13 protein-coding genes and 1 pseudogene are annotated in these 20200 nt (G+C 53.4%); 8 read left to right on the top strand and 6 right to left on the bottom strand.

The genetic code is table 11. The annotated features are described in order from the left end of the window. Nucleotides 1-145: 145 nt before the first annotated feature. Nucleotides 146-2980 carry a TrlF family AAA-like ATPase gene (locus DBO86_RS12690; RefSeq protein WP_108233836.1) on the top strand — a complete coding sequence of 945 codons (2835 nt, stop codon included), beginning with the start codon at nucleotides 146-148 and terminating at the stop codon, nucleotides 2978-2980. Between the two features lie 15 nt (nucleotides 2981-2995). Here DBO86_RS12690 and DBO86_RS12685 read toward each other — a convergent pair whose 3' ends face one another. Genes DBO86_RS12685 through DBO86_RS26025 form a run of 3 tightly spaced genes read right to left on the bottom strand, consistent with a single transcriptional unit; the run spans nucleotide 2996 to nucleotide 4943 of the window. After that, entirely contained in the window at nucleotides 2996-3673 is a 678-nt protein-coding gene (locus DBO86_RS12685; RefSeq protein ID WP_108233835.1) for a DUF4276 family protein, read from the bottom strand. Next, a complete protein-coding gene (locus tag DBO86_RS12680) occupies nucleotides 3670-4797 on the bottom strand; it encodes an AAA family ATPase (protein WP_108233834.1) in 1128 nt (375 codons plus the stop codon). Before DBO86_RS12680 ends, DBO86_RS12685 begins: the two co-directional genes overlap by 4 nt. Continuing rightward, a complete protein-coding gene (locus DBO86_RS26025; protein ID WP_167399126.1) occupies nucleotides 4794-4943 on the bottom strand; it encodes a hypothetical protein in 150 nt (49 codons plus the stop codon). Before DBO86_RS26025 ends, DBO86_RS12680 begins: the two co-directional genes overlap by 4 nt. A gap of 391 nt (nucleotides 4944-5334) precedes the next feature. Between DBO86_RS26025 and DBO86_RS12675 the strand changes: the two genes are divergently transcribed. The 6 genes and pseudogenes from DBO86_RS12675 to DBO86_RS12650 all read left to right on the top strand — a co-directional run bounded on the left by DBO86_RS12675 (nucleotide 5335) and on the right by DBO86_RS12650 (nucleotide 18409). Next, nucleotides 5335-8625 (top strand): helicase-related protein, encoded by a 3291-nt coding sequence (locus tag DBO86_RS12675; protein WP_108233833.1) that lies wholly within the window; start codon nucleotides 5335-5337, stop codon nucleotides 8623-8625. After that, on the top strand, nucleotides 8622-9302 hold the full coding sequence (locus DBO86_RS12670; protein WP_108233832.1) for a DUF4391 domain-containing protein: 681 nt from the start codon (nucleotides 8622-8624) through the stop codon (nucleotides 9300-9302). The genes DBO86_RS12675 and DBO86_RS12670 overlap by 4 nt, the downstream gene beginning before the upstream one ends. Before the next feature lie 43 nt (nucleotides 9303-9345). Beyond that, nucleotides 9346-11238 (top strand): site-specific DNA-methyltransferase, encoded by a 1893-nt coding sequence (locus DBO86_RS12665; RefSeq protein ID WP_108233831.1) that lies wholly within the window; start codon nucleotides 9346-9348, stop codon nucleotides 11236-11238. 9 nt (nucleotides 11239-11247) lie between these two features. Next, on the top strand, nucleotides 11248-12906 hold the full coding sequence (locus DBO86_RS12660; RefSeq protein WP_108233830.1) for an RNA-binding domain-containing protein: 1659 nt from the start codon (nucleotides 11248-11250) through the stop codon (nucleotides 12904-12906). 124 nt (nucleotides 12907-13030) lie between these two features. Continuing rightward, nucleotides 13031-16090: pseudogene (locus DBO86_RS12655) on the top strand (type III restriction-modification system endonuclease). A gap of 36 nt (nucleotides 16091-16126) precedes the next feature. Continuing rightward, nucleotides 16127-18409 carry an AAA family ATPase gene (locus DBO86_RS12650; protein ID WP_108233829.1) on the top strand — a complete coding sequence of 761 codons (2283 nt, stop codon included), beginning with the start codon at nucleotides 16127-16129 and terminating at the stop codon, nucleotides 18407-18409. Nucleotides 18410-18525: 116 nt separating this feature from the next. Here the strand turns inward: DBO86_RS12650 and DBO86_RS12645 are convergent, their stop codons facing one another. The 3 genes from DBO86_RS12645 to DBO86_RS12635 form a co-directional block, all read right to left on the bottom strand. Continuing rightward, nucleotides 18526-19044 carry a hypothetical protein gene (locus DBO86_RS12645; protein ID WP_108233828.1) on the bottom strand — a complete coding sequence of 173 codons (519 nt, stop codon included), beginning with the start codon at nucleotides 19042-19044 and terminating at the stop codon, nucleotides 18526-18528. Nucleotides 19045-19174: 130 nt separating this feature from the next. Beyond that, the gene (locus DBO86_RS12640; protein ID WP_108233827.1) at nucleotides 19175-19435 is read right to left on the bottom strand and encodes a hypothetical protein; all 261 of its coding nucleotides are present in this window, start codon (nucleotides 19433-19435) and stop codon (nucleotides 19175-19177) included. Between the two features lie 11 nt (nucleotides 19436-19446). Further along, nucleotides 19447-19734, bottom strand: a complete 288-nt coding sequence (locus DBO86_RS12635; protein WP_208630435.1) for a hypothetical protein — start codon at nucleotides 19732-19734, stop codon at nucleotides 19447-19449. Nucleotides 19735-19890: 156 nt separating this feature from the next. On the opposite strand from DBO86_RS12635, the gene tnpB reads away from it, so the two are divergent. Continuing rightward, the coding region (gene tnpB, locus DBO86_RS12630) for an IS66 family insertion sequence element accessory protein TnpB (RefSeq protein ID WP_146173172.1) at nucleotides 19891-20200 on the top strand (310 nt) is incomplete at its 3' end.

Below are 20200 nucleotides of genomic sequence, written 5' to 3'. Positions count from 1 at the left end.
TCTCTGGGGGAGTGCTACCGTTTTTTCGTTCGCGCTACGGTAGCAAGCCGGACGTTCTTAGCAAGCAGCCGTTAAGTCACGTAACATCGAATGATGATACAAGGCTCAGGATACTGGGCTGGTGTGTGCTGATTACGGAGCTTCAATGACGACTCAATGGGCCTACCCTGGCGCTCGCTGGTGGAAGTTTGACTTTCACACACACACTCCTGCCTCCAAGGATACGGATGCTTGGCAGCGAGTAATAGGTACGCCCGATGAGCTGAAGCCAGAGAAGTGGCTGTTGAGGTACATGGCAGCTGGAATCGATTGTGTGGCGGTTACTGACCACAATAGCGGCGCTTGGGTTGATAAGTTAAAGACCGCTTACGCAGCCATGCAGGTCGATCCACCAGAGGGCTTCCGTGAACTTCATCTGTTTCCTGGCGTGGAGATTTCCGCTAATGGCGGATTCCATCTGCTGGCAATTTTTGACACCAGTGCAACGACCAGTGACATCGATTCGCTACTGGGCAGAGTTGACTACACCGGCACCAAAGGCAATAGCGATGGAGTAACGCGCCGGAGCGCAGCTGATGTAGTGCAGGCCGTGCTGGATGCAGGCGCACTGCCTATTCCCGCTCATGCCGATGCAATTAAGGGATTGCTTCAGCTGAAAGTGGATGGCGCTCTGCAATCGGTTATCGACCATCACACACTGGGACAGGTTCTGAGCAATTCTGGCGTGTTGGCCATGGAGGTACTAGCGCGGGAGACACCCAAGCCCTCGGCCTACACGCAAGCAAAATTGAGCTGGGCTGAGGTCATCGGCTCTGACTGCCATACCTTCCAAGGCCCGGCCGTACCGGGATCACGCTACACCTGGATCAAGATGGCCAAGCCCTCTTTGGAAGGCCTGCGATTGTCCTTATTGGACGGGCAAGGCATATCGGTTCGGCGTAGTGACGATGCCGAATCATTTTCGCCGTTCGACAAACCTGAGCATTTCATCGAAGCCATCGAGATCTCCGATGCTCGTTTTATGGGGCGCGGCAATAGGCCCGCACGGTTGGAGTTCAATCCCTATTTCAATGCCTTGGTTGGCGGTCGTGGCACCGGTAAGTCCACCGTAGTGCATGCTTTGCGGCTGGCCTATCGCCGGGAGCGTGAACTGGGGACGGATGGTGAGGCTAGCGAAACCTTTGCGCGCTTTAACAAGATTGCCAGAAACCGCAACGACTGGGGTGGACTGCTCGCTACCACTCACTTTGTGCTCACCGTCAGCCGGGATGACGTCCGCCATCGCTTGCTATGGCAACAGGATGGGCAAGGGCAGGTAGTCGAGGAGTGGGATGAGGCTAGCGCCCAATGGAAAGCATCCGCAAGCCAAGCCATTACCGAGCAGCGCTTCCCTGTGCGGCTGTTCAGTCAAGGACAGATCGCTGCGCTGGCAGGAGAAAGCCAACAGTCACTGTTGCAGGTGATCGATGAAGCTGCTGGGACGGATACTGCGCAAGATACATTTGAAGAGGCCAAACGCAGCTTCTTTGCTACTTGTGCCAAATTGCGCGAGCTGGATGGCAAACTCAAAGGGCGCGATGCGCTGAATCTAAACCTGCAGGATGTGCAACGTAAGTTGGCTCGATTTGAGGCGGCTCACCATGCCGAGGTGCTTAAGGCCTATCAGCGTACCAGCCGCCAAGCTCGAGAAATGGATCGGCAGTTTGATTCCGTGGCTGCGATATCATCCCGACTGCGCGGATTGGCGGGGGACTTGCTGGCGGAAGACACGCCTGACTCGCTGTTCGAGCCGTCTATCGATGCTGAACCGATAGACGTGCTACGGCAACTTGCCCAGTCTATTACCGAAGCCAAAGCCCAGATAGAGGCCGTGGCGCAGCAATTGGTCGACAAGGGCACTGCACTCAGGGAGCAGTTGTCGCAAGGCGTTTGGCAAGCGCAGATCGAACACTCCAAGGTCGCTTATGAAACATTGAAAGCCGATTTGCTGGCCCAGGGGGTAAGCGACCCAAGCGAATATGGGCGCTTGGTACAAGAGCGCCAGCGACTGGATACAGAGGTCGCACGCTTGGATGCGCTACAAAAGCAGTTTGAGGAATTGAAAACTCAAGCCAGGACTCAGCTGGATTACGTTTTGCAAGCGCGCCGCGCTATCAGTACGACGCGCACGCAGTTCCTTGAGCAAACATTGGCGGAAAACCATTTTGTTCGTATGAGATTGATTCCCTATGGTCGCGACGCTCAAGGGATCGAGCGTTCGCTGCGTGATTTACTGGGTACGTCAGACAAGTTCAAGGACGATATCTACATTGAGGCGCAGGACGATATACCAGCAAAAGGGCTGATAGCCGACTTGCTGTTGGCCGCTGATCTTAGTGATCAGCCAGGCGAGCCCGGCACGCCGCAGTTTGAGGAAAGCATTAAGCAGTTGCAGAAACGCTTGACGGCTGCATGTCGTGGTTCAGGTGATTTGGGAGGCCGGTTCAACAAGTATTTGGTAGCCGAGACCGAAAAGCGGCCCGAACTCATAAATCACGTCCTGTGCTGGTTTCCCGAGGATGGTCTGCAGGTGGAATATAGCCGCAAGGGTGATGGTAGGGATTTTCAGTCGATTGGCCAGGCTTCTGCCGGTCAGCGGGCCGCGGCTATGTTGGCCTTCTTGCTGGCCCACGGGGATGAACCCTTAGTGCTTGATCAGCCCGAGGACGATCTGGATAACCATCTGATCTATGACTTGGTGGTGCAGCAAATTCGTGCCAACAAACAACGGCGGCAACTCATCATCGTGACCCATAACCCGAATATCGTTGTGAATGGTGACGCTGAGATGATTCACGCGCTCGATTTCAAACATCAATGTTTTGTTAGTAAATCCGGTTCCTTGCAAAACAAAGACATGCGAGAAGAGGTTTGTAAGGTAATGGAGGGAGGGAAGGATGCCTTTGAGCGGCGCTATCAGCGATTGGGGAGAGAAATATAACTGTTTTTGAATGCATCATCCCAAGGGCTCATGTAATGCTTCTATGGTTTTAAGCCAAGCATTGAATCGCGGGCATTCTGCGCGAATTTTTGCTAGGCCAATTTCAATAGAGGCGAGTGAGCCATGTAACGGCTTTTCGTAACCGTTGTAAAGCTTCAGGATGCGTTTGCTCGGAGCAGTATCTGGGCTGTTGTTGATTGATTCCGGCGTTGTGAATGCCTCACGAATTTGTTGAAATTTATCTACAAGTGCAGGCTGGCTGATACCTGAGGCCAAGCGCTCAGGGTTACTAAACAGTAAACCTTCAAATTCATACATCTGGATATAAGGGATGAAACGGCGCATAGCGTCATCCCCTAATTTTTCCCGTAATCTGTTCTCCATCTTGGCCAATAGGCAATCAGCCTTTTCATCCATTGTGCCTTTGGCGCTAGCTTCTGTCTTACCGGGAAACTCCTCGGGAAGTCCATAGAAGTCGAAAAAAGTTGTACAGTAAGCTTGGCGATCACCTAATAGTCTATTCTCAACATCAGTTAAGAGGCGCTGGAAACGGAAATTCCCACCCTTGTGGCCAGGCTTGCCAATCAACGCTGGAACTAGATAGATACCTCTGTGATAAATAGTATCTGCAAGCACTTCATTGATAAACATCTCCTCAGTTTGGCCTTCGCAAATTACATGAACCCTTATCATTTACGCGGTCTCCCGCCGAGAATGTTCTTTTCCCATAACTCGCCAACCGAGTAGTCGTTCAGCCAGGTCTGGAACTCATCCTCGTCAAGACGCTTGAACACCGTGGCTCCCTTTTCGCGCTCAACAATAATCAGGTCATCAATGGAGAACTCATTGACCAATGGTACCGACTGGGTCGAAACAATAACCTGCATTCGTGTTGAGGCTGAACGTAGCAACGAACCGAGCAAAGTTATGGCGTACGGATGCAGCCCTAGCTCCGGTTCATCAATGATAATGGTTGAGGGTGGATCTGGCTGCAGCAAGGCTGTAACCAGGCATATAAAGCGAATCGAACCATCGGATAACTGAGAAGGCCAAAAAACATAATCGCTATCCTTTTGCCGCCACTGCAAATTAATCAGCTCTTCCTCTGAGTCTAAGCGACGGGGCTTGAGTACAAAGTCATCGAAAAATGGAATAGTCAGCTGGATGGTTTTGCGGATTTGCTCGTATACATCTGGTGTTTCCGTCAAAAGGCGGTACAGGTACGCTGCTAAGTTTGAGGCGTCTGGGCGTAAATAATCGTTGATATGTGCTGCGCCAAAACGCTTGACGCCTGCCATGTCGCTGGTGTCATGGAAATGAAAAACTTTCCAGCTAGAGATTGATTCGTAGCAGTAAGCAACCACATCATTTTTGTACGCGGCGTAGAATTTTTTGGAATTGAACGTTTCCTTGATCTTTGCTTCTTGATGCCCCGAGCCTAGCGGCATCCACTTTTCTCCATAGTAGGGGCCGTTGAAATAAAGCTGCTCATTGGCAAATACGAAGTCGCCTTCTACTGTCGGTTCCAGTTCGAATTTGTAGCCGTTCAAACCAAACTTTACGAAGGACTCGATCTTATTGGTTTCTTTCACGCCAAAACTGACAATCCGATCCGCTGAGCCTTGTTGAGTCGTCCATTTCTTAAGACGTAGCTCCATCATTTCGCTGAGCATGCGAAAGTAGGAAACAAAACTGCTTTTCCCCACGCCATTGGCACCCAGAAGCACATTCAGGCTGCCGAGTCTCAGTTCATCCAATCTCTTGATTGATTTGAACCCCGTTATCGTGAGCCGGCTAATCGGATTTTTCTTACTCATGATGCGTGATTCCTTGCGCGGCTCTGCTCATCAAGCGTTAAGTGATACTTTGCCGGATTTTTCATCATATTTTCAGGCCAAGCTTGCGCCAAATCGCCATTTTTTGTTGCCTCTGCTTTCCAGGCCGCCTCGAATACCGTTTTCACGGCCATCCGGAAAGGCAATCGCAGCGACGTCAATTTCTGTGACCATGTGCCCTTCCTTGGTCGCTTCCCTGCACAGGTTCTGGGCTTATCCAGGCACGAAGGTATCTGATGTCCTTCAGGCAAGCTCTGTGACGCAAGCAAGCTACCAGAGACAGGGCTGAGGCTGGCATCCGGTGTACCCGTACAGTTCGTTCAACGCCTTGCACGTAGTATCAGCTGCAGACTCCATGAGTTTGATCGTGTAGGTGCAAAAATCAACGACTGCTTAGGCTCGGGGCGACGTGGCTGGCTTTGATCCATCGCCATATCTTGCGCCATGGGCGAGTAACCCGTGATATTCAGCGCAAGCTCCGTAATAATCCAGTCAGCTCGCATATAGGGAAGCTGTCATATGGAACTGATCGACAACATCAACACCCTGCTTGGTGAAAACCTCAAAGGTACGCTCAAGCCGGGCTCGAAGCTGAAGATTGCTGCCTCGTGCTTTTCGATCTACGCCTACGTGGCGTTGAAGAAGGAACTGGAGAGCATCGACTCCCTGGAGTTCATCTTCACCTCGCCGACCTTCGTGCCCAACGAGGTCAGCGACAAGATCAAGAAGGAGCAGCGCGAGTTCCACATCCCCAAGGCTGAGCGCGAGCGCAGCCTGACCGGCAGCGAGTTTGAAATCCAGCTGAAGAATCAGCTCACTCAAAAGGCCATCGCCAGGGAGTGCGCTGACTGGATACGCCGTAAAGCCACCTTCCGCTCCAATCGTGGTCAGGCTCCGATGCAGCCCTTTATCGGTTCGCGCGCGGCGGCGGGTGACGCCGTCTTTATGCCCGTTCAGGGGTTCACAGCTGTCGACCTGGGCTACCAGAAGGGCAATGCGCTCTCGAACATCGTTACCCGTTTCGATGAGCCGGCCCATACCGGCATGTTCCTTAATCTGTTCGAACAGATATGGAGCGACCCGGAGAAGCTTGAGGATGTCACCGCCAGGCTCTGTGACCATATCGCCTCGGTCTACCAGGAGAACGCCCCGGAGCGGATCTACTTCCTGATGCTTTACAACATCTTCCGCGAGTTCCTGGAAGACGTGAATGAGGACGTACTGCCCAACGACCGCACGGGTTACCAGGACAGCCTGATCTGGCAGAAGCTGTTCAACTTCCAGCGCGACGCGGCCACCGGCCTTATCAACAAGCTGGAGACTTACAGCGGCTGCATCCTGGCTGACAGCGTGGGTCTGGGCAAAACCTTCACCGCCCTTGCCGTGATCAAGTACTACGAGCTGCGTAACAAGTCCGTCTTGGTGCTCTGCCCGAAGAAGCTCGCCGACAACTGGCTGAACTACAACCGCAACCTCAAGACCAACATTTTCGCCAAGGATCGCTTCAATTACGACGTGCTTTGCCACACCGACCTGACCCGCACCCGTGGCGAGTCGCTGGGCATCCCGTTGGATCGGGTCAACTGGGGTAACTACGACCTGGTGGTGATCGACGAGTCGCACAACTTCCGCAACAACGACGTCTACAAAGACAAAGAGACCCGCTACCAGCGGCTGATGAACCAGGTGATCCGGCAGGGCGTGAAGACCAAGGTGCTGATGCTCTCGGCTACCCCGGTCAACAACCGCTTCAGTGATTTGCGTAACCAGCTGGCCCTGGCCTACGAGGGCGACAGTGACAACCTCAATGACAAGCTGCGTACTGAAAAAGACATCGACGGCATATTTCGCCGCGCTCAGGCGGCGTTCAATGCCTGGTCGAATCTGCCACCAGAGAAACGTACTGCTGCTGCAATCCTCAATACCCTGGACTTCGATTTCTTCGAGCTTCTCGACAGCGTGACCATTGCCCGCTCGCGCCGGCATATCGAGACCTTCTATAACACCGCCGACATCGGCAGTTTCCCCGAGCGCCGTAAGCCGCTGTCTTTCCACTGCCCGCTGACCCATCGTGAGGATGTCATCGGCTTTAACGAGATCTTCAATCAGCTCTCGTTGCTCAAGCTCGCTGTCTATGCCCCGGTCAGCTACATCCTGCCCAGCCGGATGAAGAAGTACGAAGAGATGTACGACACCGAAGTAGAGGGCGGCAGAGGCAAGCTCAAGCAGGTCGACCGCGAGAAAAGCCTGCAAGCGCTGATGACCACCAACCTGCTCAAACGCCTAGAAAGCTCAGTTGAGTCCTTCCGCCTGACCCTGAAAAGCCTGCAGGTGACTCACCGCGGCGCATTGGACAAAATCGCCAACTTCAAGAAAACCGGCGTGGCCAGCGGCTTTGCCGATGTCACCGCCGCGTTCGAGGATGCGGACTTCGATGATGACGACCTGCCCATGCCAGGCGACATCAGCATCGGCAAGAAAATCCAGATCAGCTTGGAAGATATGGACGTGCCCTCCTGGGAGCAGGATCTTCAGGGCGACCTGGTTTTCATCGATGAGCTGCTGGCCGAAATGGCCAAGGTCACGCCAGCCGATGACGCCAAACTGCAGCATCTTAAGACCCAGATCACCAGCAAGCTGACCTCGCCGATTAACCCCGGCAATCGCAAGGTGCTGATCTTCACAGCCTTCTCCGATACCGCCAATTACCTCTACGACAACCTGGCCGAGTACCTACTACGCAGCCATAAGGTCCACTCGGGCAAGGTCACGGGGAGTGATGCCCCAAAATCCACGCTGGGCAATATGCAGGGCAGCCGGCAGACCTATGACTTTCAGGGGCTGCTCACGCTGTTCTCGCCGCGTTCCAAGGAGAAGGCCGCTATCTACCCGGATGAGCCGCGAGAGATCGATATCCTGATCGGCACCGACTGCATCTCCGAAGGCCAGAACCTGCAGGATTGCGATTACCTAATCAACTACGACATTCACTGGAACCCGGTGCGGATCATCCAGCGCTTTGGCCGCGTGGATCGGATCGGCTCGCAGAACGCCAGCATTCAGCTGGTCAACTACTGGCCGGACATCAGTCTGGATGAGTACATCAACCTCAAGGAACGGGTTGAGAACCGCATGATGATCGCCGACGTCACTGCCACCGGCGATGACAATGTTCTCAACGCTCAGGCCAATGACGTGGCCTACCGCAAGGAGCAGCTACGACGGCTGCAAGACGACGTGATCGAAATGGAAGACATCAAGACCGGCGTCTCCATCACCGATCTTGGGCTCAACGACTTCCGCATGGATTTGCTCAACTACATCAAAACCAATGGCGACCTTGAGCATGTCCCCAACGGCATGCATGCCGTCGTGCCGGCGCGGCAAGAGCTTGGGCTGCTGCCTGGGGTGATTTTCACCCTGCGTAATCGCAACAGGGGCTCCAGTCTCAATCAGCAGAATCGCCTGCATCCCTTCTATCTGATCTACATCAGCCTGGAGGGGCAGATCATCAGCGACCAGACAGAGGCCAAGCGCTTGCTGGATCTGGCTCGCAGTGCCTGTAAGGGCCATAGCCAACCGATTCCAGAGGCCTATCAACTGTTCAATCAGGCCACCGGGGACGGGCGTGATATGCGCGTCTACTCCGACCTGCTCGATCAGGCCATTCGCTCGATGATCGATGTAAAGGAAGAACGGGACATCGACAGCCTGTTCAGTGGCGGTAGAACCACGGCCCTGGTGGACACCATCTCCGGGCTGGATGACTTCGAGTTGATTAGCTTCATTGTTGTTCAGGGCGTGGCATGAGTCAGGCAAGCATCGCACCAGCGCTATTCAGCTTTCCCGCACAGGCCAGGGTTGCCCGCGTGGTGCCGAAGAGCAAAATCTACGAGCACGGCCCCGTTACCTCTGCATTGCGCGATAAGTTTGTCGGCCAGGTCGAGCAGATAACCTGGGGCTACAAGCTGGCACCGGAAACCATTAACCTGCCCGCCCGCGGCAGTTTGGCGGAAATCCAGGTATTCGATATCACGCAGAAAACCGCCGAGCTGGACGAGGACGTGTTGCGCGCTATCGACCGCGCCATCCCGTTGCCGATCATCTTTCAGTTGCACCATGAGCAGCGCACCCGCATGGTGGCGGCTTTTAAGCGCCCCAGCGAAGCCGATGCCGGCAAGTGGGTGATAGATGGCTACTTGGCGGGCAACTGGTTGCCAGCCAACAGCCCGCGCCAGCCTCTGCCGGTGGCGCTGGATCTGCAGGGGCTCTACGAACAATTGCTGCGCAGCTTGCTACCCAGTCCGGCTAGGCCGGGCGAGAGCCTCCCCGAGCAACTGCAGCGACTAAACCGTTTGCGTAGCCTCCACAGTGAGCGCGCCAAGCTAGATACGCGCCTGCACAAAGAAAAACAGTTCAACCGCAAGGTGGCGCTCAACGCTCAGCTGCGGGAAATCCAGAATGAAATCGCCGAATTGAGTGCCTAAGCCCTCAGTTTGCGCCAAGCACTTAAGAGATACAGGAAGTCCCATGGACAAGCTGAAAATGCACTCTCCCAACCTGACCGATGCCAATATCGCCAAGCTAGCCGAACTGTTCCCCAATTGCATCACCGAAGCGCAGGATGCCAAGGGCGAGCTGAAAAAGGCTGTCGATTTCGATTTGCTGCGACAGGAACTGTCTTCGTCAATCGTCGATGGGCCGCAGGAGCGTTATCAGCTTAATTGGCCAGGGAAGCGCGAAGCGTTGCTTACTGCCAACGCCCCAATTGCTAAGACCTTGCGTCCTTGTAGAGGGGAGAGTGTGAATTTTGATACCACACAAAACCTTTTTATTGAGGGGGATAATCTTGAAGCGTTAAAGCTTTTACAGGAAGCTTATCTCAACAAGGTTTCTCTTATATATATCGATCCGCCCTATAATACAGGGGGGGATTTTATTTATGAGGATGATTTCGCAGAGGATATTGATACTTATCTGTATCGATCTAATCAGAGAGATGAATCTGGCGACAGGATGATTGCTAATCCAGAGAGTAATGGAAGAATACATTCTGATTGGCTGAGTATGATTTACTCAAGATTGCGACTGGCTCGGAGCTTATTGAGAAATGATGGATTAATATTTATTTCCATTGACGATAATGAGCAAGCAAATTTGCAAAAAGTTTGTGATGAGATTTTTGGCGAAAATAACTTTCGCGGTAAGGTTTCCCGTTCTACCGGCACGCCAAGCGGTCAGGGGCATGGGATTTTAGTGAATGAAGTTGATTTCATTCTTATTTACGCCAAGTCGGAAGAGGCAATTTTATACGGTTTACCTTTTACCACTGACGACCAAAAAATCTATGATCAACAAGATAAATTTGGCCGCTATCTTACTCGATCTTTAAGGAAAACAGGTGGCGAGGATCGTCGTGAAGATAGGCCTACCATGTATTATGGCGTTGAAGCGCCTGACGGCAAAAAAGTATTCCCTACAGGGCCTGGTGGATATGAAAGCAGGTGGCGCTGTGGCCCGAAAAGCTATGAGGAACTTAAAGCTAATAACTTAATTGAGTGGAAGCAGATTGCCGAGAATGGGGTTCAGGTATGGAAGCCGTATCAAAAGTTTTACTTGGAAGGACGTCTAAAGCAGCCGTCAAATCTCTGGCAAAACATAGAAGGAAATAAGAAGGCCTCGATAGATATAAAAGGTCTGTTCGGAGCCAAGGTTTTTGATACCCCTAAGCCGATTGAGTTGATTAAACGCTGTATTTCAATTGGAATGCAGTCGGATGGTATTGTTGTTGATTTTTTTGCTGGTTCAGCTACGACGGCACATGCTGTTATGGCTCTGAATGCTGAAGATCAAGGCGCTCGTAGGTATGTCATGATTCAACTGCCAGAGACGTGTCGTGAAGATAGTGAAGCTTATAAAAATGGTTACTCAAAAATATCTGATATAGGAAAGGAGCGAATTCGGCGCGCGGGGACTAAAATTAAAGCAGAAAACGCTATGGCTGCCCCTGACCTCGACATCGGGTTCCGAACTCTAAAAATCGATACCTCCAATATGAAAGAGGTGTACTACACCCCTGATTCTGTTAGCCAGGATCTGCTTTCTGGCCAAGTCGACAATATCCGCGAAGACCGCTCCGCCGAAGATCTGTTGTTCCAAGTTCTACTGGACTGGGGCGTGGATCTAGCCCTGCCGATCAGCCAGCAAAGCATCGCAGGTAAGACCGTTTTCTTTGTCGACGGCAACGCCCTGGCCGCCTGCTTCGACACCGGTATCGATGAGGATTTCGTCAAGCAGCTCGCCGGACATAAACCCCTACGCGTGGTGTTCCGTGACGCCGGCTTTGCCAGCGACAGTGTGAAGATCAACGTCGAGCAGGTATTCAAGCTGCTGTCGCCGGCTACTGAAATCAAGACGCTTTAAGGGGCCGATATGGACGCTCAAGCCTTGCGTGCACTGTTGGACAACCTGATTGCGGGTTGGGAAAACGAGGTGGCCGAATTCAAGCGCGCCGGTAACGATTATTCGACGGACAACATAGGTAAGTATTTCTCTGCCTTGGCCAACGAGGCCAACCTGCGCAATCAGGAACGCGCCTGGTTGGTGTTCGGCGTGGATAACAACACTCGCAAGGCTGTGGGTACTGACTACCGAATAAAGTCGGATCATCTGCAAAGCCTGAAAATGCAGATCTCCGATGCTACCGAGCCCAGCATTACCCTGCGCAACATTCATGAGTTGTTGCTGGATGAAGGGCGTGTACTGTTGTTCGAGATCCCTGCCGCGCCATTGGGGTTGCCTATTGCCTGGAAGGGCCATTACTACGCCCGCGCGGGCGAAAGCCTGACGCACCTGGGCCTGGACAAGCTCGATGAGATTCGCCGCCAGGTGGGCGCAGCCGACTGGTCAGCGCAGGCTGTTGCTGGCGCTACGCTTGATCATTTGGATGCCGGTGCGCTGTCTCGGGCGCGGGAGTCTTTCGCTAAAAAGTACGCTAACCGGTTTACTGCCGACGAGGTCAAGCAGTGGTCAGATTCGACCTTCCTTGATCGTGCCAAACTGACCCGCGATGGCCAGATTACGCGCACCACGCTGCTGCTACTGGGCAAGCTCGAAGCCGCTCATTTATTGTCGCCGCATCCAGCCCAGATGACCTGGAAACTGGAGGGCAGTGAGCGAGCTTATGAGCACTTCGGCCTGCCTTTTTTGCTGAATAGCAGCGGTCTGTACCAGAAAATCCGCAATATCCAGATTCGTATCCTGCCGGAAGACCAGTTGCTGGCTATTGAGCTGGCCAAGTACGACCAGAAGATCGTGCTGGAGGCACTGCATAACTGCATCGCGCACCAGGACTACAGCCGTAATGGTCGCATTATCGTTACCGAATACCCTGATCGGCTAATGCTGGAGAACGAGGGGTCGTTTTTCGAAGGTCAGCCGGCTGACTACATTTCCGGCTCCAAGACGCCTCGGCGTTACCGTAATCCGTTCTTGGCTCAGGCTATGGCTGAGCTGAACATGATCGATACCATGGGCTATGGCATCCATGAGATGCATTTGGGGCAAGCGCGGCGCTTCTTCCCTATGCCGGATTACGATCTGAGTGAGCCCAAATCGGTAAAGATGACGATCCATGGTCGTGTTGTAGATCAGGCCTACAGCCGTCTGCTGATTCAGAAAACCGATTTGGCGCTTGAGGACATTCTGGCGCTCGATCGCGTGCAGAAAAAGCTGCCGTTGGATGATGCGATGGTTAAGCATCTGCGCAAAGCTGGGCTTATCGAGGGACGAAAACCCAACCTGTACGTCTCTGCCAGCATCGCCAAGGCGACAGCCAGTAAAGCCGAGTACATCCGCACGCGCGGCCTTGATGATGGGCATTACAAACAGCTGATCATCGATCTGTTGACTCAGTTTGGCTCTGCCAGCCGTCAGGACATTGATCGCTTGCTGTTGAGCAAGCTGAGCGATGCGCTGGATGAGCAGCAGAAGCTGAATAAGGTGGGCAATCTGTTAACCAGCCTGCGGCGGGCGGGGCGTATCACCAATAGTGGCCCACGCAAGGCACCGCTCTGGGTGCTTGCAGAATAAATGCAGAATAAATCGTGCTGCTTTGCAAGATAAATGCAGAATAAATTTACGGTAAGTAGCTGATTCAGAAGGGCTTTAGCCTTGTTTTTTGCTTGCGAGCCCTTGGGTCAGTCAGGAATTGTGCATGAAACTGAAATTTAAACAGCAGCCGTACCAAACGCATGCAGTCGATGCTTTTGCCGATTGCTTTGCCGGCCAGCCCAAAGCCTCGGGCGTGAGCTATCGCATCGACCCCGGCGCAAGCGCTGTAAAACCTGTGACACCGCAGCAAATTGATCTCTATGGCACGCAGAGCGCTGCTGAGCCAACTGAGGCCGGTTTCAAGAATGCCGAGCTGGCACTTAGCCCAGCTCAGCTGCTTGAGAATATTCAGGCCGTGCAGCGTCGGCAGAACCTGCCGCTTTCCCTTGCATTGGAACGGGACAATAAAACCGGCTGCCCGATCAACCTCGATATCGAGATGGAAACCGGCACTGGCAAGACGTATTGCTACATCAAGAGCATGTTCGAGCTGAACAAACGCTATGGCTGGAGCAAATTCATCGTCGTGGTGCCGAGCATTGCCATCCGCGAGGGCGTGTACAAGTCGCTGCAGATTACCGCCGAACACTTTCTGGAGAGCTACGGCAAGAAGGCGCGTTTCTTTATCTACAACTCCAAGCAGCTGCACAACCTGGAGAGCTTCTCCTCGGATGCTGGCATCAATGTGATGGTGATCAATACCCAGGCGTTCAACGCAACGGGCAAGGACAACCGTCGGATCTATGACGAGTTGGATGACTTCCAGACGCGTCGGCCTATCGACGTAATCAAGGCCAACCGGCCGATCCTGTTTCTCGATGAGCCGCAGAAGATGGAAGGTGCCAAGACGCTAGCCTCCTTCAGCGAATTCAACCCGCTGATGATCGTGCGTTACTCGGCCACCCACAAAACCGAGTACAACAAAATCCACCGCCTCGATGCTCTGGACGCCTACAACTAGAAGCTGGTGAAGAAGATCAATGTGCGCGGCATAACGATCAAGAATCTGACCGGCACCAATTCCTACCTGTTTCTGCAGGACATCGAGGTCTCCAGTAACAAACCGCCGATGGCGCGGGTCGAGTTTGAGCTTAAGCAGAGCAACGGCATCAAGCGTGTGCTGCGCAAGCTCGGTCGCAACGACAACCTGTATGACCTTTCCGGTGGGCTTGATCAGTACAAGGGCTATGTAGTTGCCGACATCGATGCGCGTATCGATACCTTGAGCTTTACCAATGGTGTTGAGCTGGTCGCTGGTGATGCAGTGGGTAACGTGGATGAAGCCGCCATGCGACGCATCCAGATCCGCGAAGCAGTCAAGGCGCACTTCCAAAAGGAAATGATGCTGTTCAGTCGTGGCATCAAGGTGCTGTCGCTGTTCTTTATCGACGAGGTGGCCAAGTACCGCCAGTACGATGAGTCCGGCGAAGTATCTGGGGAGTACGCGAAGATCTTCGAGGAGGAATACAACGCTTACCTCACCGAGGTGATGACGCTGGAAGACACGCCATATAACCGCTACCTCAAGGGCATTCAGGCCCATCAAACGCACGATGGCTACTTCTCTATCGATAAGAAGAGCAAGCGCCTGGTTGATCCTTCGGTGGGCAAGAAAGCGACCGAGACCGATGACGTTGATGCTTATGATCTGATCCTTAAGAATAAGGAACGCCTGCTGTCCTTCGATGAGCCGGTACGCTTTATCTTCTCTCACTCAGCGTTGCGCGAAGGCTGGGATAACCCCAACGTCTTCGTTATCTGCGCCCTGAAGCACAGCGACAACACTGTCTCCCGTCGTCAGGAAGTAGGGCGCGGCATGCGCTTGTCCGTTAACCAACTGGGCGAGCGTATGGACAACCCGGCCACGGTACATGAGATCAACGAACTGACTGTAGTTGCCAGCGAAAGCTACAAGGATTTCGTCAGCGCACTGCAGAAAGACATCAGCGAATCGCTGTCGGCCCGGCCACGTGTGGCTGACGAGAAATACTTCACCGGTAAGGTTCTGCAGACCTCCGGCGGCGACGTAGAGGTCACGCCGCAGCTGGCCAAGCAGATCTACAAATACCTGCTGAAGAATGATTACACCGACGATAACGATCAGATCACCCAGGCCTACCATGAGGCCAAGCGTGAAGAGCAATTGGCCGCGCTGCCAGCCGAGCTGCAGCCTTATGCCGAACAGGTGTTCCAGCTGATCGATAGCGTGTTCAGCACCGCGCAAATGCCGGAGATTGGCAACGACCGCAAAGCCAAGCTCAACCCGCTGAACGCGAACTTTGAGAAGAAAGAGTTCCAGGCGCTGTGGAACAAGATCAACCGCAAGGCTGCGTACACCGTTCACTTCGAAACAGGCGAACTGGTGGATAAGTGTGTGGCTGCCCTGGATGAGGAACTGCGGGTCAAGCCGATGCAATACATCATCGAGCGGGGCTCCCAGCTGGAGAACGCCAGCTTCGACGATATGAAGAGTGGCACGGCCTTCAAGGTCGCGAACAGCTCAACCGAGAACTACACCCACTCGGTTCATTCGGCCGTGAAATACGACCTGATCGGTAACCTAGCGGAAGCCACTCAGCTGACGCGCAGCACCATTGCCAGCATTCTCAAGCGCTTGAATGTTGCCGTGTTCAGTCAGTACAAGACCAACCCGGAAGACTTCATCGCCAGGGCCGGTACGTTGATCAACGAGCAGAAGGCCACGGCCATCGTTGAACACATCGCTTACGATCCAGTGGACGAAACCCACAGCTCAGACATCTTCACCGCCGAGAAGCCGCGTGACGATTTCAGCAAGGCGTTTGAAGCCAAGCACCACGTTTACGATTACGTGTTCACTGACTCCAACATCGAGCGGAAATTCGTTCAGGAGCTGGATGCCAGCACCGAGGTTGCGGTGTACGCCAAGCTACCAAAGAGCTTCTTCATCCCTACCCCGGTCGGCAATTACAACCCCGACTGGGCGATTGCCTTCCAGGAGGGCAAGGTGAAGCATGTCTACTTCGTCGCCGAAACCAAAGGCTCCATGTCGTCCCTAGAGCTGCGCGACATCGAGAAATCCAAGATAGCCTGCGCCCGGAAATTCTTCGCCAACATCACCTCAGAGCAGGTTAAGTACCAGGTGGTGGATGGGTATGGGAAATTGATGGAATTGGTGAAGTAGATTTCGCTGCATTGAGCTGCCAGAAGGGAAAAAAATATGCTCGAACGGATCAATGAGATACAAGGCATCGGGCTGTTGCATAACGCCAGCGGAAAGCGGTTTTCCTGCAAGCGAGCGACACTTATCTATGCAGACAATGGTCGCGGAAAATCAACCCTGGCAACGGTTTTTCGATCAGCCTCGACTGGTGACACAGCGTTGATTGTTGATAGAGCGACTGTGGATGGGACATTGCCGCAAAAGGTGGCGCTGCAGTTCGGTAGTGGGCACAAGGTCACGTTCGAATCCGGGGGATGGTCTGAGCGGCGTCCCGAGCTGCTTGTTTTTGATGCCGACTTTGTCGAGCGGAATGTTCACTCAGGTGGATCGGTGAGCACGGATCATCGCAAGAACCTTCTTGAGTTCGCACTTGGCGAGGCGGCCGTATCCGCTCGAAGCGCTGTCGAAACAACGACGAATGACGCGAAGCAGGCAGCTGATAATGTTAGTAATCTTCTCGCCAAACTTTCTGGATACCATCCCGGTCTGACTGTGCAGCAGTTCGAGAAACTGAAGCAAGTGCCGGACGCAGATGCTCAGTTGAGTTCGCTTCAGTTACGAATCAGCGCGGCCAGCAACGTGGCTGCCGTCTTGGCAAAGCCTGTCCCCAACGTACTTGGGGAGCCCACATTTGACTTGGATGGACTCTTTGCTGCATTGCGGATGTCGCTGGAAAATGTACATGCGGACGCTGAGCATTTGGTTAAAGCTCACGTTGCCAAGCTTGGGCATGTTGCTGCGGAAGATTGGTTGAGCCAGGGGCAGCAATTTGATGGAGACCAAACATGCCCTTACTGCGGACAGGAAGCCGTAGGCAATGACCTGATTCGTTCATATCAAACGCATTTTAATGTTGCCTATCAGCAGTTGAGGGAGAAGGTCGCCTCTTTGAAGGGAGGCGTCAAAACGCATACGTCATCTTCGGTTATCGAGGGTTTAGTTCAAGCATTTGAGGCTGCATGTGGGCATGCCGCAGGATGGAGTCAATACGTTCAGACTGCGCCGTTAACCTTCGATGCTGATACGGCTCGTGGGGCCCTCGTTAATCTTCAAACGTTACTGTTCGATTTGTGCGAGCGAAAGCAAGCAAGTCCTGCTGAGCCAGTTGGCAGCGCTGATGTGTTTGACCAAGCGAAGGCCTTGTGGCTAGAGGTGCTTGAGACTATCGGCAAAGCAAACACCCAGATCCGCGCTGCAAATGAGCTCATTTCGGCATACAAGGGCCAGCTCTCTGCGGATAGTGTGGCGCAGCTTCAACAGCAAGTACAAATGCTGCTGGCTGGAAAGCGTCGGCACGATGCGAGTGTTGTTTCTCTCTTTAACCAATTGGCGTTGGCACAAGCGGCCTCCAAGGCTGCAGAGAAGGTAAAAAAGAGCGCTCGCGAAAACCTCGACTCGCTGATGAAGGTCACGCTAGAAAAATATGAAAAATCGATCAACGCGCTACTAAAGAACTTCGGTGCAGCCTTCAGCATAAAGGGTATGGATGCGAACTTCAGAGGTCGTGCTCCTCGCAGCGAGTATGGACTACAACTACGAGGAAAAGATGTTGCGCTTGAGGGCAGTAAACCCTCCTTCGCAACGGCATTGAGCGAAGGAGACAAGAGGACGCTAGCATTTGCCTTCTTCATCGCAAGTGCTCTGGCGGATGCGAAGCTCGACAAGCGAATCATTGTGATAGACGACCCTATGTGCAGTTTGGACTTGAATCGAAAGCATCACACTAGATCGGTCCTGAAGAAGCTTTACGCCAAGGCTGAACAACTAGTGGTACTGGCGCATGACCCGTATTTCATCCGTGACCTGAGAGATGTAATTGCGAAGGAGGATAGCGCCGCCTCAATCGCGCTTTTGCAGCTTGGGCTTGCGCCTGGTGACTATTCTGACTTCGATATGCTCGACGTGGATAAGGCTTGTGAGTCAGTCTATTTTCAACATCACCGTATTCTTAACGAGTTCTCCGCAGGCAATGGTGGCGATCCTAAGGCTGTTGCTAAGGCAATTCGGCCCATGCTTGAAGGATATCTACACCGCCGATTCCCTGGTCTTGTGCCCAAGTCACTCATGTTCGGACAGGTTGTTGTGCAAATTCGAGATGCCGTTTCGCCTAGTCCCTTGTGTCATGCCAAAAGCCTGGTAGATGAATTGAATGAGATCAATGAGTACGCAGGTCAGTTTCACCATGATGCAAACCCTAGTGCGGATACGGTTAGTGTTGTCGCTAGTGAGTTGAAAACATACGTGGTACGTGCGATTGATTTGGTTCACCGCGGGGTCTAGCAAGATCCACGCAACTAATCTTTAGGCATCGTTAGGCTCTAGCGTACAGCGTGGGGTACCCCACAGCCTCTGAATGAGGCTGTGGCCCTTCTTTAAAAATTATTGAGTCTGGCGATTTAATAACTGATGGGCAAACCGCACTGAGTTTGCCATTCGTGGATCTGGTCCATGATCACCATGGCGTCTTCACCGTTTTCCTTACGGTAGTCAGCGAGTTTTTCTTCGTAACAGATTTCGCCAGCACTTGCAGGAGCAGCAGTCGGCGTGTACACCGGGCCACCGAAGCCAGGCCCTGTGCCGTTTCGATACGCGTAAACCTTACCGTCGCTGCCCCAACTGAGGTAGTAGTCACGCCGCACGGTGTACTCACCGTTATCACCAGCGCCGACATAATCACCTTGGAGACTGCTGCACACTTCATCACGGCAACGAGCCTGATACGACTTGATTTCATTGCTGACCCTGGTGTTGCCGTTGGCATCTTTGTAGATCACGCGCTCGTAACCAATAATACCTCCATTGCAATAGAGTGCGTTGTAACCATCACGTGCCAGGCACGGGTAGACATCAGGTTCCTCTGCAGCGTGTACAGCGCAAGCGGTTACAGCCAGCAACAGTGCGATAATCGTTTTCATGATTTGCATTCCTTTAATGGCGTGAATCGGATATTCATTCCGGTAATGCCCCAAGGGGCTGGGTCCTTGATCGAGGAGCACACGAACCAGGGTGCGTTCTGATTCGTGCTAAGGAGGGGGCGGTAGAGGCTTAGTCCTCTTTGCATGCCAGGGCGAACTGCATGACGTCCCGCATGAAGCTATCTGGAGGCGTTGTACCTGGGGTATTCAGCTCGTTGAGCGACTGCGCAGGGTATTTTTCCGCCAGTTTCTCGAAGGTGCAGGTGCAGAGGGATTTAGGCGTGCCGCCCTGTACACAGCCGTAGATGAACTGACCGCGTATGTCCGTGTATTCGTCGGAACAGCCGGCGAGCACGAACGAGGCAAGGGCGATGCTTAGTCCGGTTCTCATGGTCGGTCTCACTACCGCAGTACCAGGGAGCAGCCAAGCAGCACGCCGCCGACCAAACCGATCACCTGCGGACCGATAGCCCAGAACACCTTGATCCAGATCAGACTCAATATGCCGCCCTGAGTGAAGACCGCGTCTGGGTGAGCAAACTTGCGAATGGCATTGCCGAGTAAAGCACCGCCGAGTCCCAGTGCCGAGCCGACGAGCACTGCCATGAATTTGGCAAAGAAACCGGCACCCAAAACCATGGCCGAACTGTTGACGGTGACAGTAAAGATCGCGAACACGAGCGCGGCCACGGCCCAGCCTATGACGGTAGGGTTGATCGGGAGTCCTGCGCTGCCATCTTCTCTGATGACGTCCTGGTTGTTTGTAAGCGCTCCACAAACCCCATCTTCAAATGATCCGCAGGCCAGTCAATGCTGTGCTCCGATTTCTTTCTGGAGCCAGCCACCATGATGCGCCCCGACGCTAAAGTTGAAAAAGTCTACCTCTACCCCAAGCCGGTGGATTTCCGCAAATCCATTGACGGCCTGGCCGCTCTGGTCGAGCTGGATATCAAGGTGGCGGTCTTCGACCCCGTGCTGTTCGTCTTCCTCAATCGCGCGCGCAATCGCGTGAAGATTTTGTATTGGGAGCGCAACGGCTTCTGCCTGTGGCTCAAGCGCTTGGAGGCTGAGCGCTTCAAGTCGCATCCGCAGCCTGGCGACGATGCGATCGTGCTGACGGCCCAGGAGCTGAACTGGTTGCTGGACGGTATCGACC

Source organism: Ectopseudomonas oleovorans, from assembly GCF_003052605.1.
Classification (GTDB): domain Bacteria; phylum Pseudomonadota; class Gammaproteobacteria; order Pseudomonadales; family Pseudomonadaceae; genus Aquipseudomonas; species Aquipseudomonas oleovorans_A.
This window is presented reverse-complemented; position numbering and strand designations above follow the sequence as displayed.

Excerpts from the sequence above, each read along its gene's own strand:
- DBO86_RS12690 (WP_108233836.1), top strand. The coding sequence starts at position 146 with ATGACGACTCAATGGGCCTACCCTGGCGCTCGCTGGTGGAAGTTTGAC.
- DBO86_RS12685 (WP_108233835.1), bottom strand. The coding sequence starts at position 3,673 with ATGATAAGGGTTCATGTAATTTGCGAAGGCCAAACTGAGGAGATGTTT.
- DBO86_RS12680 (WP_108233834.1), bottom strand. The coding sequence starts at position 4,797 with ATGAGTAAGAAAAATCCGATTAGCCGGCTCACGATAACGGGGTTCAAA.
- DBO86_RS12675 (WP_108233833.1), top strand. The coding sequence starts at position 5,335 with ATGGAACTGATCGACAACATCAACACCCTGCTTGGTGAAAACCTCAAA.
- DBO86_RS12670 (WP_108233832.1), top strand. The coding sequence starts at position 8,622 with ATGAGTCAGGCAAGCATCGCACCAGCGCTATTCAGCTTTCCCGCACAG.
- DBO86_RS12665 (WP_108233831.1), top strand. The coding sequence starts at position 9,346 with ATGGACAAGCTGAAAATGCACTCTCCCAACCTGACCGATGCCAATATC.
- DBO86_RS12660 (WP_108233830.1), top strand. The coding sequence starts at position 11,248 with ATGGACGCTCAAGCCTTGCGTGCACTGTTGGACAACCTGATTGCGGGT.
- DBO86_RS12650 (WP_108233829.1), top strand. The coding sequence starts at position 16,127 with ATGCTCGAACGGATCAATGAGATACAAGGCATCGGGCTGTTGCATAAC.
- DBO86_RS12645 (WP_108233828.1), bottom strand. The coding sequence starts at position 19,044 with ATGAAAACGATTATCGCACTGTTGCTGGCTGTAACCGCTTGCGCTGTA.
- DBO86_RS12640 (WP_108233827.1), bottom strand. The coding sequence starts at position 19,435 with ATGAGAACCGGACTAAGCATCGCCCTTGCCTCGTTCGTGCTCGCCGGC.